The sequence below is a fragment of the Flavobacterium frigidimaris genome (assembly GCF_002217275.1).
Taxonomy (GTDB): domain Bacteria; phylum Bacteroidota; class Bacteroidia; order Flavobacteriales; family Flavobacteriaceae; genus Flavobacterium; species Flavobacterium aquidurense.
The window spans coordinates 26,452-42,572 of sequence record NZ_MUGV01000019.1; the positions used below are offsets into that span (position 1 = coordinate 26,452).

Here is a 16,121-nt window from a genome sequence, read left to right on the forward strand (position 1 = left end):
TATTTTAGATTTTAGAATTCAGATTTTAGATTCTCTCTTTACTCCTTATTCTATGTTCTATTCTCTATATTCTTCTAAACTCTATATTCTTTGTTCTATACTCTATTCTCTAAAGTCTAACCTCAATATCATTATTCCTCAATTCTTCTTTCAAAGCCTTAATTTCGATTTCTTTAAAGTGAAAAACACTTGCTGCCAAAGCAGCGTCAGCCTTACCTACTTTAAAAGAATCTACAAAATGCTGTATATTTCCCGCACCTCCCGAAGCAATAATCGGAATATTGATTAGTTCTGATAATTTAGCCAAAGCTTCATTTGCAAAACCATTTTTGGTTCCGTCATTGTCCATTGAGGTAAATAAAATTTCTCCCGCGCCACGTTCAGCAACTTCTACAGCCCAATCGAATAAATTTAATTTTGTTGGTACTTTTCCACCCACTAAATGCACGATCCATTGTCCGTCAATTTGTTTGGCGTCGATAGCAACAACAACACATTGGCTTCCGAATTTCTGAGCTAAGTCATTAATTAATTGCGGATTTTTTACTGCAGATGAATTAATCGAAACTTTATCAGCGCCATTATTCAGCAGAATTTCAACATCTTCAACAGATGAGATTCCACCACCAACTGTAAACGGAATATTGATTTTCTCCGCCACACTTCGCACCATATTGACCAAAGTTTTACGACGTTCTTCGGTAGCCGAAATATCGAGAAAAACCAATTCATCAGCCCCTTCAGCCGAATAAATTTCTGCCAATTCTACAGGATCACCAGCATCGCGCAAGTCAACAAAGTTAACGCCTTTTACGGTTCTTCCGTTTTTTATATCCAAACAAGGAATGATTCTTTTTGCTAACATTTTTTTAATGTGTCAATTAGAAAATTTGATAATTAGATAATTTTTGACGTTTCGCATAAAATTATCTAATTGACTAATTTTCTCATTATCTAATTATAAAATTTTCTAGTTGTTTCAAGGAAATTCTACCCTCATAAATCGCTTTTCCGATTATCGTTCCTTCACAACCTAAATGAGCTAATTTTGGCAATTCATCAAAAGTTGAAATTCCTCCAGAAGCTATTAGTTTTATGCCATTCGCTTCTTTCAAAATTTTACCGTACAAATCAAAACTAGGTCCTTCCAGCATGCCGTCTTTTGCAATATCAGTACAAATAACGTATTGAATTCCTTTAGTTTGATAATTCTGAATAAACGGAACTAAATCTTCATCTGAATCTTCTAACCAACCCGAAATTGCGACTTTTTCGTCTTTAGCATCAGCACCTAAAATGATTTTTTCTGAACCGTATTCTGAAATCCATTTTTCGAAAATTGCTTTGTTTTTTACAGCAATACTTCCACCAGTAATCTGACTTGCACCACTTTCAAAAGCAATTTTCAAATCCTCATCCGATTTTAAGCCTCCGCCAAAATCAATTTGCAAACTGGTTTGTGTCGCTATTTGTTCCAGGATTTTATAATTTACAATTTTACTCGATTTTGCACCGTCTAAATCTACTAAATGTAAATATTCGATTCCGTGCGCTTCAAATGATTTTGCTACTTCAAGCGGGTTCTCATTGTAAATTATCTTCGTATCGTAATCGCCTTTTGACAAACGAACACATTTTCCTTCAATGATATCTATGGCTGGTATTATTCTCATTATTTAAGTCTTAAAGTTTAAAAGTCTAAAGTCGTAAAGTCTTTAAATCTCTCTTTATATTTTTAAAAAATTATCAAGTATCTTTTCCCCTACAGCACCACTTTTTTCGGGATGAAACTGTGTTCCGTAAAAATTATCTTTTTGTAATGCCGATGCGTATTCTAACTCATAATTTGTTGTGGCAATGGCTTCAGCACAATCTGGTGCATAAAAACTATGAACCAAATACATAAATTCATTTTCGGAAATTCCTTTGAACAAATCCGATTTTAAATTATAGATCTGATTCCACCCCATTTGCGGTACTTTTACATTTGGCGTGAACTTAATCACATCAACATCAAAAATACTCAACCCTTTGGTGTCGCCTTCTTCAGATGATTTACACATCAATTGCATTCCCAAACAAATTCCTAAAACCGGTTGTTTCAAATTCGGAATCAAACTATCCAAACCACTTTCTTTCAGTTTTTTCATAGCCGAACTTGCTTCTCCAACACCAGGAAAAATCACTTTATCAGCTTGTTGAATTTCGTTCGGATCATTACTCAATACAGCTTTATAACCAAGCCTTTCAATAGCAAACATAATGCTCTGAATATTTCCTGCTCCGTAATTTATAATTACTATTTTCATTTACTTTTTGTTTGTTTTGTTTCAGGTTTCATGTTTCAAGTTACTCAACAAAACGTGAAACCTGAAACTTGAAACTTGAAACAAAATTCATTACAACATTCCTTTCGTCGAAGGCAAAATCATTTTTTCTGTATCTCTTTTCACCGCTACTTTTATTGCTTTCGCGAAAGCTTTAAAAATCGCTTCAATTTTGTGGTGCTCGTTGGTACCTTCCGCTTTTATGTTGATATTCGCTTTGGCACCGTCAGAGAACGATTTAAAGAAATGGTAAAACATTTCTGTTGGCATTTTACCTACCATTTCACGTTTAAATTCAGTTTCCCAAACTAACCAGTTTCTACCGCCAAAATCAATCGCCACCTGCGCTAAACAATCATCCATTGGAAGACAGAATCCGTAACGTTCAATTCCTAATTTATTTCCGAGTGCTTTAGCAAAAACTTCGCCTAAAGCAATTGCGGTATCTTCAATTGTGTGGTGTTCATCTACTTCTAAATCGCCTTTTACAAAGATTTCCAGATCCATTTGACCATGACGTGAAATCTGATCTAACATATGATCAAAAAATGCAATTCCGGTATCTATTTTACTTTTCCCGGTTCCATCTAAATTCACATTAATAAAAATATCTGTTTCATGGGTTTTACGGGTAATAGAAGCCGAACGTGCTTCTAATTTTAAAAACTCATATATCTGTTTCCAATCGGTTGTCTGAAGAATTATTGAATCGTTTAATTGTTCCCGTTTAGACGAAATTTCATTACTTCCGGCCCCATCTGTCACATTCATGAAAATTGCTTTTGCCCCAAGATTTTTTGCTAATTCAACATCTGTCAAACGATCTCCCAAAACAAAAGAATTAGCTAAATCATATTCCGGATTATTCAAATATTTCGTCAGCATTCCTGTTCTTGGCTTACGTGTTGGTGCATTATCTTCAGGAAACGATCGATCCACAAAAATATCATCAAACAAAACTCCTTCATTCTGGAAGGCTTTTAAAATAAAATTGTGTGTTGGCCAAAACGTATCTTCAGGAAAACTATCCGTTCCAAGTCCGTCCTGATTGGTCACCATCGCCAATTCGTAATCTAATTCACTAGCAATTTTAGCCAAATATTGAAAAGCTTTCGGATAAAATTCCAATTTATCCAGGCTATCTAATTGTAAATTTTCTGGTTCTAAAACAATCGTTCCATCACGATCGATAAAAAGTACTTTTTTCATAATTTATTTTTTGAGAATAAAGAAAAAAGAGTAAAGAAAATAGACTTTTAATTCTATCCAAAAAAGCGCTTTCAATTTTTTCTTTCTTCTTTGCTCTATAATCTTTCTTCTATTTTAATAACTTCAATTCCTTAATCAAAACTGCATTTTCTTCTGGAATACCAATCGTAAAACGAAGGCAGTTTTCACATAAAGGCTGAGTATTTCTGTTGCGAATCACAATTCCTTTTGCAATTAATTCACCGTATCTTTTGTTGGCATCATCTACTTTAACCAAGACAAAATTGGCTTCTGTAGGATAAACCTTTTCTACAAAACTTACTTCAAGTAAGACTTTAAGCAACTCTTCTCTTTGCTCAATAATTGAAGCTATTTCTTGTTTTATTTTATCAGAATCATTCAAACGTAAAATTGCTCTTTGCTGCGTTAATTCATTTACATTATAAGGAGGCTTAATTTTATTTAAAACCGAAATTACAGCTTCAGAAGCATAACAAATTCCTAAACGAATTCCAGCTAAACCATATGCTTTTGAAAGTGTTTGTGTAATAACCAAATTTGGATATTCATCAATTTCGATCAACCAGCTTTCTTTACCTGAAAAATCAATATAAGCTTCATCAATTACAACCAAACCTTTAAAGTTCTGAAGCAATTTCACCACACTTTCGTCAGAGAAAGAATTTCCGGTTGGATTATTCGGCGAGCACAAAAAGATGATTTTAGTATTCTGGTCAACAGCTTCTAAAATTTTCTCCACTTGTGGCTGAAAATCTGTTGAGAGTAAAACTTCTCTATTTTCAACTGCATTAATATTCGCTAAAACACTATACATTCCGTACGTTGGTGGCAACGAAATAATATTATCGATTTTTGGCTCACAAAAAGCCCTGAAAAGTAAATCTAAAACTTCATCACTTCCGTTTCCTAACAAAATCTGACTTGATTTTACACTATTATTCTTAGCCAAAATCGCTTTCACCGAACTTTGTTGCGGATCAGGATAACGATTTACACCATTCTGAAAAGGATTTTCATTGGCATCCAAAAAAATCATTTCGGCAGTATCAAAATCTTCAAACTCATCTCGTGCTGATGAATATGGTTTTAAGGTTTTTACGTTTTCACGTGTTATTGTATTTATATCGAATTTCATTTCTTTTTGTTTTGAGAAGAAAGAATCAAGAGGCAAGAAGCAAGATTCAAATCTATACTTTTAGCTCTCTTTCTCTTGCTTCTTGCTTCTTGACTCTATTTTCTTTACTCTATACTCTTTAATCTCAGCGTTACAGCATTTTTATGCGCCTGTAAACCTTCGGCTTCAGCCATAACCTCAATAGCTCGGCCAATATTTTGAATTCCGGTTTTAGATATTTTCTGAAACGTCATCGATTTCATAAAACTATCCAGATTTACTCCGCTATAATTCTTAGCATAACCATTTGTAGGCAAGGTATGATTCGTTCCTGAAGCATAATCTCCAGCACTTTCAGGTGTATAATTTCCAATAAAAACCGAACCTGCATTTACAATTCCGTTACAATAAAAATCATCAAATTCTGAACATATTATAAAGTGTTCCGGTCCATATTCATTGATAAGATCTAAAGCAATCTGATCATTTTCTATATAAATCAATTTCGAATTTTCAATTGCTTTTTTAGCGATTTCTTTTCTGGGAAGTTCTTCAATTTGGCTTTGAATTTCTGCTTCTACCGCCTCGATCAATCGTATTGAAGTAGAAACTAAAATTACCTGACTGTCTGTTCCGTGTTCTGCCTGAGATAATAAGTCTGAAGCGACAAATGCAGGAACTGCTGTGTCATCAGCTACAATTAATAGTTCTGAAGGTCCAGCTGGCATATCGATTGCGACTCCAAATTGAGTTGCTAATTGTTTTGCAACCGTTACAAACTGATTTCCTGGTCCAAAAATCTTATATACTTTCGGAATTGATTGTGTTCCAAACGTCATTCCTGCAATTGCCTGAATCCCCCCCACTTTTAATATTTTAGTAACACCGCATAAATGAGCAGTATACAAAATCGCCGGATTTATTTTTCCTGTTTTATCCGGAGGCGAACATAAAACAATCTCTTTGCAACCTGCAATTTCAGCCGGAACCGCCAACATTAAAACTGTTGAAAACAAAGGCGCTGTTCCACCCGGAATATATAAACCAATTTTTTGAATTGGTCTTTTTTCCTGCCAACAATTTACTCCTTCAATTGTTTCAACTGAAATTCGATCTGTTTTTTGAGCGGTGTGAAACTTCAGAATATTTGCTTTCGCCAATTGAATTGAACTTTTCAATTCGTCAGAAATTGAATTAATTGCCTCCTCAATTTCCGCTGGCGTAACTTCGTAATTCTCTAAAGTGATTCCGTCAAAGATTGAAGTGTATTTTGCAACAGCTTCATCACCTTTTTTCTGTACTTCTTTAAAAATTTCTTTAACCGTAACTTCGATATCATCGATGGTTTTGGTTGGTCTTTTTAATATTTCTGACCAGGTATCTGGTTTTGGATTGTCTATTTTATTCATGCTGTATAATTTAACCGCAAAGGGCGCAAGGTTTTTTACTATTCTTTATCTAAAAAAAACGCAAAGTTCGCAAAGCTGTTGTCGAATTTTGGAATTTGGAATTTAAAAATTGGAATTTAAATTTTTACAGTACCATTTTCTCAATCGGGCAAACTAAAATTCCTTCGGCTCCAGCCTCTTTTAATTTATCGATTACGTCCCAAAAAGTATCTTTATCGATTACCGAGTGAACACTGCTCCAGCCTTCCTGAGCTAATGGTAAAACAGTTAAACTTCTTAAAACCGGTAGAATTTTACCAATTTCGTCAATTTTATCGTTTGGCACATTCATCAGGATATATTTCGAATTTCGAGCTCTTAAAACCGATTGGATTCTGAATTTTAAAGTATCGATGTGTTTCTGAATTTCCGGAGAAACTTTTGGAGAAACCGCCAGAACAGCTTCACTTTTAAGAATCACTTCAACTTCTCTTAAATTATTTTTGAACAAAGTGCTTCCACTTGAGACGATATCTACAATAGCATCAGCAAGGCCAATATTTGGTGCAATTTCGACTGAGCCTGAAATTTGGTGAATATCAACTGTTAATCCGAAAGAATTAAAATATTCGTTAACTGTGTTTGGATAAGATGTTGCAATTCGTAAACCTGCTAGATCCTGAATAGAATTGTATTCGAAAGTTTTAGGAACAGCTACGGAAACCTTACATTTTGAAAATCCAAGTTTCTGAATTACTTCAATATGTTTTCCTTTTTCTACTAATAAATTATCTCCAACAATAGCTAAATCTACTACTCCATCAATCAAATACTGAGGAATATCTGAATTTCTAAGGTATAAAACTTCTAAAGGAAAATTTGAAGCTTCGGCTTTTAACTGGTCGTTACCATTATTAATCGAAATACCGCAATCTTTTAAGATTTGAATGCTGTCTTCGTTTAAACGACCTGATTTTTGAATTGCAATTTTTAAAGTACTCATTTTTTAGTTGTTTGCTGATTAATAGTTTGAGTACAAAGAATTGGAATTAAAAAACCCGCTTGATGTACTCAAACGGGTTTTAAAATATGATGATTTACATGCATACCATTAACACATCGCTTGAGAGCAATAATGAAAATGATGATGATGTAATTGATTTGAAATCATTGTTTGGTTTATTTTATAATTCTTTGATTCGGTTGCAAATATACTAGTTAATTTCATAAAAAAGCTATTTTTAATTTAACTTAACGATAGTTTATTGTTAAAAAATATTTCAGCAGCAATTTTTATTAGATTTTCTCAATTCACTATAACGTTTTCATATTTTCGTTAAAAGTTAGTATAACTGTCGTTCCTGCTCCTATTTCACTCTCAATTTTAAACTTAATTCCAAGCAGTTCAGTTGTTCTTTTAACAATAGACAAACCTAAACCTGTCCCTTTAATCTCAGGGTGATCCGTAGAATTTGATCTGAAAAATGGATTTAAAATATTAGCCAAATCTTCTTTTGCAATTCCAATTCCGTTGTCTGAAATTTTACAAACTGTTTTCCCATTTTGTTCTGAAAGTAAAATTAAAATTTCTCCTTTCGTATTAGAATACTTAATTGCATTCGAAATAATATTTCTTAAAATAGTAATGACTAAAAAAGTATCCGATTTAATATAAAAATCCTGAACAGCATCAAATTTGATATTGACCTTCTTATTTTTTATTTTTTCAGAATTTAATGTCAAAACATCCAAAATTAAAGCATTCAAATAAACCGGTTCTCTGTTTACAGTTTTTTTTTGATTCTCAAAACGAGCCATTAAAAGAAGCTGATCGACCAGCATATTTAAATGGTCAACTTCATTTATGCAGTAATTAATTTTTTCCTCATATTCTTTGTTATCACGAGGTTTACGAATTAAAACTTCCAGCGTTCCTTTAATAACGGTTAAAGGTGTTCTTAATTCGTGCGAAGCATCAGAAGTAAATTGTTTTTCACGTTCAATTGCATCTTCAATTCGATTTAATAAATTGTTTATTGTTTTCGAAAGTATATACAATTCGTCGCGGGTTTTGGGTAACGGAATACGTGTTTTAAGGCTATCTTTCGTAATAATTTTAGACGTATTTATAATTGCATTTATTGGTTTTATACTTCTTCCGGCAAAAAATCGTGCAATAAAAAACAACAATAGTAAAATCGCCAGAAAAGACAAACTCATGATGTCAAACAGATTATTCAGCACCATTTTAGAATCTGCTAAAGACATGGCTACAATCACATAACCAATCTGTTTCTTCTTTATATGAAGCGGAACCTGAATTTGGCGAATGGCATGATTTCCCATTTTGGTATCAAACAATTCATAGTCTTCAACAGAATCATTAAATTCAAGCGTTTCTGTTTTTAGATTAGGTGCTTTATCGATAATCTTTTTGTTCAAATCTAAGAACTCGACAAAAACGGGATTTACATCTACTGAATTGTGCTCACGCTCATTCCATTCTTCTTCATCAATTAAAATTACTTTATCACCTACTACTTTAATTTCTGCTAAATGATTTTGTATTTCAACCTTTATATTTTCGTCGATATGACTGTAAACAGTATGTTTTACAATAGAATAAATTACCGAAAACACCACTAAAATCAGTAAACCAGTAGTGATTATATAGTTTAAGGCTATTCTGTTTTTAAAAGAAAGTTGTGCCATCTATAAGTCATTTGCGATATAGCCGATACCGCGGATTGTTTTTATATAATCTTCTTCAATTTTTAAATTGAGTTTTTTTCGAATTGCATTCATAAAAACATCAATTACACCGGTATCATACTCAAAATTGATTTCCCAGACGTCTTTTAAGATCTGATTTCGGGTACAAACCTTTCCCTTATTCTGAACTAAATAAGTCAATAATTCGAACTCTCTTTGTGTTAACGCTATTTCTTCCTCATTTTTCAGCACAATATGTTTCGACAAATCAATCTTAATAGCACCTAAGGTTAAAATTTCACTTCCTTTTCTGTTTCTAAAATGAACTTTTATGCGCTCTACTAATTCTTCAAAACTAAAAGGCTTTTTGATGTAGTCATTCGCGCCAGCTTTTAAACCTTCAATAGTTTCGTGAACAGTATCTTTTGCCGTTAAAAAGATTATTGGCGTTTTCTGATCTTTTATCCTAATGGCTTTACATAGATCTAAACCATTAATTTTTGGCAACATCCAATCCAATAAAATTAGATCAAATTGTTGGTTTTGAACCAATTCAAACCCTTTCGAGCCATCATTAGCCGTAGTTACCTCGTAGCCTTCCTCCTGTAAGCCTTGTTGCAGAAACTGAACAATTCCTAATTCATCTTCAACTATTAAAATGTGCATTTATCGCTATAATTTAGATTAGATTACTTTTGAATTAGTCAAAGATAAATATTTTAACACGCATTAAGGAATCCAAACGTTAGATTAAAACAAACTTAATCATCTTAAGGAAACATTAAGTTAACACTAAGTAAGGTAAAAGGGTAACTTAATCCCGAATTAATGAATCGGAATTAATTTTGCAGAAAAATAATTTCATGACTTTTTACAAGAAGATTTCCCCGTTTTACAATCTTGCATTATTCTATTTCATTATAAGTTTTCTGTTGCGAATTGTTCTATTTTTCCATCCCATTACACAAAGCTGCTTCACCATTCTTCAGAGCCTGAAAATCTTTAGTTTAGGTCTTCTTTCTGATTTTTTTGTGTTTGTGATAGCAAGCGTCTTTCTATGGTTGTACTTGGTTTTTATTTCGAATTCAAAATATAGCAAACCTTCAGGATATATTATTCTTGGCATCTTTCTGGCCCTATTTATATACGTAGCTTCCGGAAAAAGCATATTTGATGAATACGGAGGTGCATTGCCAGGAATTGTTTTAATTTTTATCGGAATAAAAACAGCCCTTTTTGCTCTTTTACTTTTTCTTCCAAAATGGAGAGACAAAATTAGATTTTGGTTATTTGCTTTTGTGCTCTTTTTATATGTTTTATTGATTCTTCAAAATGCTTTAAGCGAATATTTCTTTTGGAATGAATTTGGTGTTAAATACAACTTTATTGCAGTTAACTACCTAATTTACACAAATGAAGTTATTGGAAATATTATGCAATCCTATCCCGTTATTCCTTTATTTTCTGCTTTATTTCTGGTAACTGGAATTGCTACATATTTTATTCTTAGAAATTCTAAAAACTTCATTAAAGAAATTCCTAATCTTAACGAAAAAATAAAACTTTCTGTCGTTTATATTTTTTTATTTGCGATTTCCTTAATTGCTATTCCAACTTTAGCCAAAACAGAAAATTCTAAAAATGTCTTTGTTAATGAATTGCAATCTAACGGATTATATAAATTCTATTTGGCTTTTCAAAATAACAAATTAGACTATTTTAAATTTTATAAATCGCTTCCAAATCAAGAGGCTTTTACCCTGCTAAAAAAACAGTTCCCGGCTATTTCAGGAAAAGATATTCAAAGAGCTATTACTAGTGATTCTATTGAAAATCATAAAAATGTAGTTTTAATTACTATTGAAAGTTATAGTGCCGAATTTATGAAGTCTTATGGAAATGAGCAGAATATTACACCTTTTTTAGACAGTCTGGCACAAAAAAGTCTTGAGTTTACAAATCTGTATGCAGCAGGAAACAGAACCGTTCGCGGACTTGAAGCTGTGACTTTGTGTTTACCTCCAACTGCCGGAGAAAGTGTGGTAAAAAGAGAAGATAATAAAAACAAATTCTCAACTGGAGCTATCTTTAAACAAAAAGGTTACAATGTAAAATTCATGTATGGAGGAGATGCTTTTTTTGATAATATGCAGGATTTCTACTCTGGAAACGGCTATCAAATTGTAGACAAATCAAGTTTTTCTCCGGAAGAAATCACATTTTCGAATGTTTGGGGAGTTTGCGATGAAGATATGTATAACAAAGCCATAAAGGTTATGAATGCTGAAGCTAAGGAAAACAAACCTTTCTTCAATCATATTATGACAGTGAGCAATCACAGGCCTTTTACCTATCCTAACAACAAAATTGATATTCCTGGTGATATTAAATCTCGTGATGGAGGTGTTAAATATACCGATTATTCATTGAGAAAATTCTTTGAAATGGCGAGTAAACAACCGTGGTTCGACAATACTGTATTTGTTATTGTTGCTGATCACTGTGCTTCTAGTGCGGGAAAAACACAGCTTCCGTTAGACAAATATAGAATTCCGGCTTTTATTTACGATCCAACCGGAAGACCTTCAAAATACAATCAGTTAATGTCACAAATTGATTTGATGCCAACACTTTTTGGATTATTACATTTTAATTATCAAAGTAAGTTTTTTGGTCAGGATGTTTTAAAACAAGATTATAAACCGAGAGCTTTTATAGCTACTTATCAGGATCTTGGCCTAATAAAAGATAATGTTTTGACTATTTTATCACCAAAACAAACCGTAAAACAATTCGCTTTAAAACTAAAGCCAAAACCTGGTGTTGCACCGGAATTCCAAATATATTATGATGAAATTCCATTAGAAACAGAAAGAACTGATTTGGTGAATGAGACTATTTCATTCTATCAAACGGCTTCGGATATGTTGAAACAGAAGAAATATCAAAAGTAAAAATTTTTTGTTTCAGGTTTCAGGTTTCAGGTTTCAGATTTAACCGACGTTTCTACCGCATTTTTATCATAGAAATAAGGATGGCGCAAGAATGTGTGATAAAAAAACGCCTCAAATTCAATTAGAATTTGAGGCGTTTTTTTTATTGAGATTTCAACTTGAAACTTGAAACCTGAAACAAAATAAACCCTTTTAATCGTTCTGATTTTTCATTCCAAATAAATCTCCGCTTTGATATAATTTTAAATCATCTTTTAGAGACTGATTATTTCTTTGTGTAACAGCTGGTGAATCTAAATCGCTTAAATCAGGTTTTCCTGCATTTACCCATGCAGTGTACCAAAAACTAGCCGTTGCACTAATGGCTTTTTTCATTTGATTTTCAACCATTCCGTTTAACTCTTTATTCAATTTCTTAGCGTATTCATCAGAGAAGAGAGCTGTATTGTATTTACTTTTCAATACTTTTCCATCAGCATCCATTTTAAAAACTTCATTTTCGGGAGTTGCAGTTCTCAGTTTTTTATCAATGTCTAATAACGGTTTCGCTAAACTATGTGTATCATTAATCATATCCCAGGTTGCTTTATGAACATCTTCATAATATTGTGCCTGCGGAACATTTAACTTATAATTTTTAGCAAATAATTCAGGTAATCTGCTTTCCCAAAGTGAATGAATTCCTTTTTGATCGCTTAATTGTCCGTCATGATTTGCAGAAGTATGAAGTGGCATATGCGCATCACCTATATAATGACCTAAGTCTGCAGCAAGAAATAAAATTTCAGCTCTATTTTTATCCTTAAAAGCCTTAGTTAATTTCACCATCATATCTTCAATATACCAAGGTAAAATCCCGTTATCATTCAAAAATTTAGCATTGTATTTCTTCTTTGCTTCTTCCATCGTTTTTGGCAAACTGTCAGCAGAACCAAAGTTTTCCATATCAAAGTAATGTCTTGGATTCTCGTCTTTATAATTCAGGGCATATTTACGAATGTCCGGAACAGAGGCTTCTTGTGTTATAAAATCAATGTGATTATAAAAGAATATTTGTAGCGGTTGAGGCAAAGCCATTACAGCAGCTTTATTAATACGCTCGTGGCCAACGATACCCCATGATAAGGTCAAAAATCCAATAGCTAATACAAAAAAGGCGATTAGTCTTGGCTTCATTCTAAAGTTTTTCATTTGTAAATTTGTTTGAGGGGTCAAATTTATCTCATTTAAAGATAATTCAAAAGAATAGGAGCAAATATTATGTAAATTAATTTTTTCTTAACTTTTAAACCCTATAAATGATTTAAGTTCATATTAAAAGTTTCTTTGTAAATTCGTTTTATATTTCTTCTAAATTTTAATGTATGAGGCTTATTCATCTTAGTTTTCTTTTTTTGATATTTAATTCTGTTTGTTTTGCACAAGAAGATATTGTGCAATTAAAAAGTGTCAGTGATACTATTTTAAACCCTAAAAGAACGCTGTCTATTGCCGATCCGATGGATCCTGTAAAAACAATGCAAAAGTTGTTTCCGGGAAAATTATATAACCTTTCTGATCACAATACTTTTGTAAGCTGGAATTGCAAAAAATGTAAACCAATGTCATATATTGATGCTAATGGCGAAGAAGGTGATCAGATTTTTCCTTATAATGAAGGCGTTGCTACAAGGCTTCTTACCACTAAAGATTATACAGATTCAAAAGGAAATCAATTCAAATTATTGTTCTTCAATCATTCTGTTTACGACGAAGACGGATTGCAAACAAGCAGATTTACAGGTGGTTTATTAGGTATTGCTAAATTTGCAAAAAATAATAATTTATGGGAAATGAGATCTTTTCAACCCGCGATGTCAGCCTTTGGATCTTTTGCCCAATGTCCAAAACCTGAACTTTTACAAATTGGAGAAGATCAATATGCTTTTACATTAGTTCATTCAAATGGCGGTGCGGGCGGCCCATATGAAGGCTTTTTTTATGTTATTGCGGGACTTGACGGAAAATATCAACCCATACTGGAAACATCTGGATATAGAATGTTTAACGTTCCAAATATAGATTGGTCAAGCTCTTGTAAAGTCGTACGTGATACTAATAAAAAGTTTTTCAGAGATATTATCATTACAACAAATGGTTCGTATCATAAACCAAAAGCTGACGATGAATTTGAAGTCAACCTGCCTGAGGAAATAGTCGAAATGGCCAAATCAAAAAAGCAATTTAAGTTCATTATAGAAAAACGCTATTCTTTTAGTGGTAAAGGTTATAAAGTCGCTGCTAAGCCAGTTGTAAAATTTTCTGATGTAAAATAATACAATTGAGGTTCTTTAATTTAAATAAATAATTGAAATCAAGCTTAAACCAGCAATAAATATCCAAAGAAAAAATCCTTGCAACAAAGGCTTCACTCCTACTGATTTTAAAGTATTTACATTTAAAGTTGCACCAATTAAAAACAAAGTTATAGTCAAACCAATTTTTGCAACACCTACAATATGTGGTGCAATAACAGCAGTTGCAGGCAAGTAAGTATTAAAAAGCATTGCCAAAATAAATAAACCAATAAAATAAGGAATTTTAATTTTTTTCCCGACACTTCCAGATTGATTTTTAAAAATTACGGCAGTTCCTAATGAAATTGGAATAATCCATAAAGCTCTGGCCAATTTTACTGTTGTGGCAACCTGTAAAGCTTCTGTTCCATATTTGTTAGCTGCACCAACTACTGAGCTGGTATCGTGAATAGCTATCGCACACCACAAACCAAAATCTTTTTGAGACAGATCGAGCTGATGACCGATAAAAGGAAAAACAAATAGAGCAATTGAATTTAGAATAAAAATAACACCCAAAGCTATTGAAGTTTGATTTTCATTTGATTTAATTACAGGAGAAATTGCTGCGATAGCACTTCCGCCGCAAATAGCTGTCCCGCAAGAGATTAAATGCGAAGTCTTTTTCTCTGTTTTAAGCCATTTTCCTAAAAGTGTTCCAAAGATTAAAGTGCTGAAAATGGAAAATATCGTCAATAGAAAACCTTCCTTTCCTGCAGAAATTGCTGATGTGGCGTTCATTCCGAAACCTAAACCAATAACCGAAAATTGCAATAAAAAAGTAATGGCTTTATGATTGAATGCAACAAATGGATTTCCAAAAATATTTACGGTTAAAACGCCCAATAACAACGCGATTGGCGGAGAAATTAGCGAAAATAAACACAATGCGATTATTAACACAAAAACGGCTTGTTGTAAATAAAGATTCACTTCGAGTAAATGGGTTTCAGAATGTTGCTTTGTTTTCAAAATAGGCTAATTAATAATTATTGTACAAAGGTCGCTCCTATATCTTGAAAACACCAATCGTAAAATACAATTGATTATAACTTTAAATTATAGTAAGATGATAAATTTTGGATAAAAAGTTCCGATAAAGAATCTGATTTTCCGATTAAAGTAATGATGTAAAAGTATCTTTCGATAGTTAAAGTTTCAACATCTAAAACAATCAACTCATTATTTTTTAATTCATTATTAACAGCGTGTATTGACATGAAAGCAAAACAATCTGAGTTTAGTAAATATGATTTTATACTTTCTGTACTTCCCAATTGCATTTCGATTTGCAAATCAGTTAGTTTTACATTTAATTGTTTTAGTGCATATTCTATAACTTCAAGTGTTCCAGAACCTCTTTCACGCGTTATGAATTTCATCATTTTTAAATCTTCTAATGAAATTCTATTCTGTTTTACCAAAGGATTTTTTGTATTGCAAACCAAAACCAATTCGTCTTTTAAAAATGGAATATATTTAATCGATTGATTCTTAGATTGTCCTTCAACAATTCCGATTTCAATTTCTTTGTTGATTAACGCATTTTCGATTTGCTCTGTATTTCCATTTAACAAATTGACTTTTATATCTTTTTGCTTTTGATGAAAACGCGCTAAAACAGGAGAAATAATATACTGAGAAATTGTTGTACTTGCTCCTAACCTTAATAAACCTTGTCGTTCATTAATAAACGAACTCATATCAAAGTCGATTTCACGATAGATTTCGAAGATGTTCTTAGTATGCTTTAGCAGAATTTCTCCAGCCGGAGTCAAGGCTATTTTTGAGCCGTTTCGCTCAAAAAGTTTGGTTTTATAGGTTTCCTCTAATTCTTGAATATGTTTTGAAACCGCTGGCTGAGATATATACAACTCTGTTGCCGCTTTAGTAAAATTTAAGCGGAGTGCAACGGTATAGAATACTTTTAGCCTGAAATCCATTGTTTATTTTTTGTTTCAAGTTTCATGTTTCAAGTTAAGCAAAACTTTGAGACTTTGTTTTTATCGACGGATGTAACGAATTAAAGAATAAGAATATTTTTTTTTATGCTTCCTGCT

Annotated in this window: 14 protein-coding genes; 2 read left to right on the forward strand and 12 right to left on the reverse strand. The window is 32.4% G+C overall.

From position 1 onward, the window contains the following. Positions 1–109 precede the first annotated feature (109 nt). The 9 genes from hisF to B0A65_RS11625 all read right to left on the reverse strand — a co-directional run bounded on the left by hisF (position 110) and on the right by B0A65_RS11625 (position 9,437). Positions 110–865, reverse strand: a complete 756-nt coding sequence (gene hisF / locus B0A65_RS11585) for an imidazole glycerol phosphate synthase subunit HisF (RefSeq protein ID WP_074661280.1) — start codon at positions 863–865, stop codon at positions 110–112. Between the two features lie 85 nt (positions 866–950). Further along, positions 951–1,673, reverse strand: a complete 723-nt coding sequence (hisA, locus tag B0A65_RS11590; RefSeq protein WP_074661276.1) for a 1-(5-phosphoribosyl)-5-[(5-phosphoribosylamino)methylideneamino]imidazole-4-carboxamide isomerase — start codon at positions 1,671–1,673, stop codon at positions 951–953. A 54-nt stretch (positions 1,674–1,727) separates the two neighbouring features. Continuing rightward, on the reverse strand, positions 1,728–2,309 hold the full coding sequence (gene hisH / locus B0A65_RS11595) for an imidazole glycerol phosphate synthase subunit HisH (protein WP_074661273.1): 582 nt from the start codon (positions 2,307–2,309) through the stop codon (positions 1,728–1,730). A gap of 90 nt (positions 2,310–2,399) precedes the next feature. Next, on the reverse strand, positions 2,400–3,536 hold the full coding sequence (gene hisB / locus B0A65_RS11600) for a bifunctional histidinol-phosphatase/imidazoleglycerol-phosphate dehydratase HisB (RefSeq protein ID WP_074661270.1): 1,137 nt from the start codon (positions 3,534–3,536) through the stop codon (positions 2,400–2,402). A gap of 109 nt (positions 3,537–3,645) precedes the next feature. After that, positions 3,646–4,692, reverse strand: a complete 1,047-nt coding sequence (gene hisC, locus B0A65_RS11605) for a histidinol-phosphate transaminase (RefSeq protein ID WP_074661727.1) — start codon at positions 4,690–4,692, stop codon at positions 3,646–3,648. Between the two features lie 104 nt (positions 4,693–4,796). After that, positions 4,797–6,080, reverse strand: coding sequence for a histidinol dehydrogenase (gene hisD, locus B0A65_RS11610; RefSeq protein WP_074661266.1), 1,284 nt, complete (start codon positions 6,078–6,080; stop codon positions 4,797–4,799). 124 nt (positions 6,081–6,204) lie between these two features. Further along, positions 6,205–7,062 (reverse strand): ATP phosphoribosyltransferase, encoded by an 858-nt coding sequence (gene hisG, locus B0A65_RS11615; RefSeq protein WP_065450122.1) that lies wholly within the window; start codon positions 7,060–7,062, stop codon positions 6,205–6,207. 311 nt (positions 7,063–7,373) lie between these two features. After that, positions 7,374–8,771, reverse strand: coding sequence for a sensor histidine kinase (locus B0A65_RS11620; protein ID WP_074661263.1), 1,398 nt, complete (start codon positions 8,769–8,771; stop codon positions 7,374–7,376). Continuing rightward, positions 8,772–9,437, reverse strand: coding sequence for a response regulator transcription factor (locus B0A65_RS11625; RefSeq protein ID WP_074661259.1), 666 nt, complete (start codon positions 9,435–9,437; stop codon positions 8,772–8,774). It lies immediately after the preceding gene. A gap of 197 nt (positions 9,438–9,634) precedes the next feature. On the opposite strand from B0A65_RS11625, the gene B0A65_RS11630 reads away from it, so the two are divergent. Then, positions 9,635–11,725, forward strand: coding sequence for an LTA synthase family protein (locus B0A65_RS11630; RefSeq protein ID WP_074661255.1), 2,091 nt, complete (start codon positions 9,635–9,637; stop codon positions 11,723–11,725). A gap of 192 nt (positions 11,726–11,917) precedes the next feature. On the opposite strand, the gene B0A65_RS11635 is transcribed toward B0A65_RS11630, so the two are convergent. Next, positions 11,918–12,916 (reverse strand): zinc dependent phospholipase C family protein, encoded by a 999-nt coding sequence (locus tag B0A65_RS11635; RefSeq protein ID WP_074661252.1) that lies wholly within the window; start codon positions 12,914–12,916, stop codon positions 11,918–11,920. Positions 12,917–13,089: 173 nt separating this feature from the next. Between B0A65_RS11635 and B0A65_RS11640 the strand changes: the two genes are divergently transcribed. Beyond that, positions 13,090–14,040 (forward strand): glycoside hydrolase family 68 protein, encoded by a 951-nt coding sequence (locus B0A65_RS11640; RefSeq protein ID WP_074661248.1) that lies wholly within the window; start codon positions 13,090–13,092, stop codon positions 14,038–14,040. A gap of 15 nt (positions 14,041–14,055) precedes the next feature. Here B0A65_RS11640 and B0A65_RS11645 read toward each other — a convergent pair whose 3' ends face one another. Both B0A65_RS11645 and B0A65_RS11650 read right to left on the reverse strand, forming a co-directional pair. Further along, positions 14,056–15,033, reverse strand: coding sequence for a YeiH family protein (locus tag B0A65_RS11645; RefSeq protein WP_074661243.1), 978 nt, complete (start codon positions 15,031–15,033; stop codon positions 14,056–14,058). A 74-nt stretch (positions 15,034–15,107) separates the two neighbouring features. Next, positions 15,108–16,004 (reverse strand): LysR family transcriptional regulator, encoded by an 897-nt coding sequence (locus tag B0A65_RS11650; RefSeq protein ID WP_074661239.1) that lies wholly within the window; start codon positions 16,002–16,004, stop codon positions 15,108–15,110. Positions 16,005–16,121 lie beyond the last annotated feature (117 nt).

Excerpts from the sequence above, each read along its gene's own strand:
- B0A65_RS11620 (WP_074661263.1), bottom strand. The coding sequence starts at position 8,771 with ATGGCACAACTTTCTTTTAAAAACAGAATAGCCTTAAACTATATAATC.
- B0A65_RS11635 (WP_074661252.1), bottom strand. The coding sequence starts at position 12,916 with ATGAAAAACTTTAGAATGAAGCCAAGACTAATCGCCTTTTTTGTATTA.
- hisB (WP_074661270.1), bottom strand. The coding sequence starts at position 3,536 with ATGAAAAAAGTACTTTTTATCGATCGTGATGGAACGATTGTTTTAGAA.
- hisG (WP_065450122.1), bottom strand. The coding sequence starts at position 7,062 with ATGAGTACTTTAAAAATTGCAATTCAAAAATCAGGTCGTTTAAACGAA.
- hisD (WP_074661266.1), bottom strand. The coding sequence starts at position 6,080 with ATGAATAAAATAGACAATCCAAAACCAGATACCTGGTCAGAAATATTA.
- B0A65_RS11630 (WP_074661255.1), top strand. The coding sequence starts at position 9,635 with ATGACTTTTTACAAGAAGATTTCCCCGTTTTACAATCTTGCATTATTC.
- B0A65_RS11640 (WP_074661248.1), top strand. The coding sequence starts at position 13,090 with ATGAGGCTTATTCATCTTAGTTTTCTTTTTTTGATATTTAATTCTGTT.
- hisF (WP_074661280.1), bottom strand. The coding sequence starts at position 865 with ATGTTAGCAAAAAGAATCATTCCTTGTTTGGATATAAAAAACGGAAGA.
- hisH (WP_074661273.1), bottom strand. The coding sequence starts at position 2,309 with ATGAAAATAGTAATTATAAATTACGGAGCAGGAAATATTCAGAGCATT.
- B0A65_RS11625 (WP_074661259.1), bottom strand. The coding sequence starts at position 9,437 with ATGCACATTTTAATAGTTGAAGATGAATTAGGAATTGTTCAGTTTCTG.
- hisA (WP_074661276.1), bottom strand. The coding sequence starts at position 1,673 with ATGAGAATAATACCAGCCATAGATATCATTGAAGGAAAATGTGTTCGT.
- hisC (WP_074661727.1), bottom strand. The coding sequence starts at position 4,692 with ATGAAATTCGATATAAATACAATAACACGTGAAAACGTAAAAACCTTA.
- B0A65_RS11650 (WP_074661239.1), bottom strand. The coding sequence starts at position 16,004 with ATGGATTTCAGGCTAAAAGTATTCTATACCGTTGCACTCCGCTTAAAT.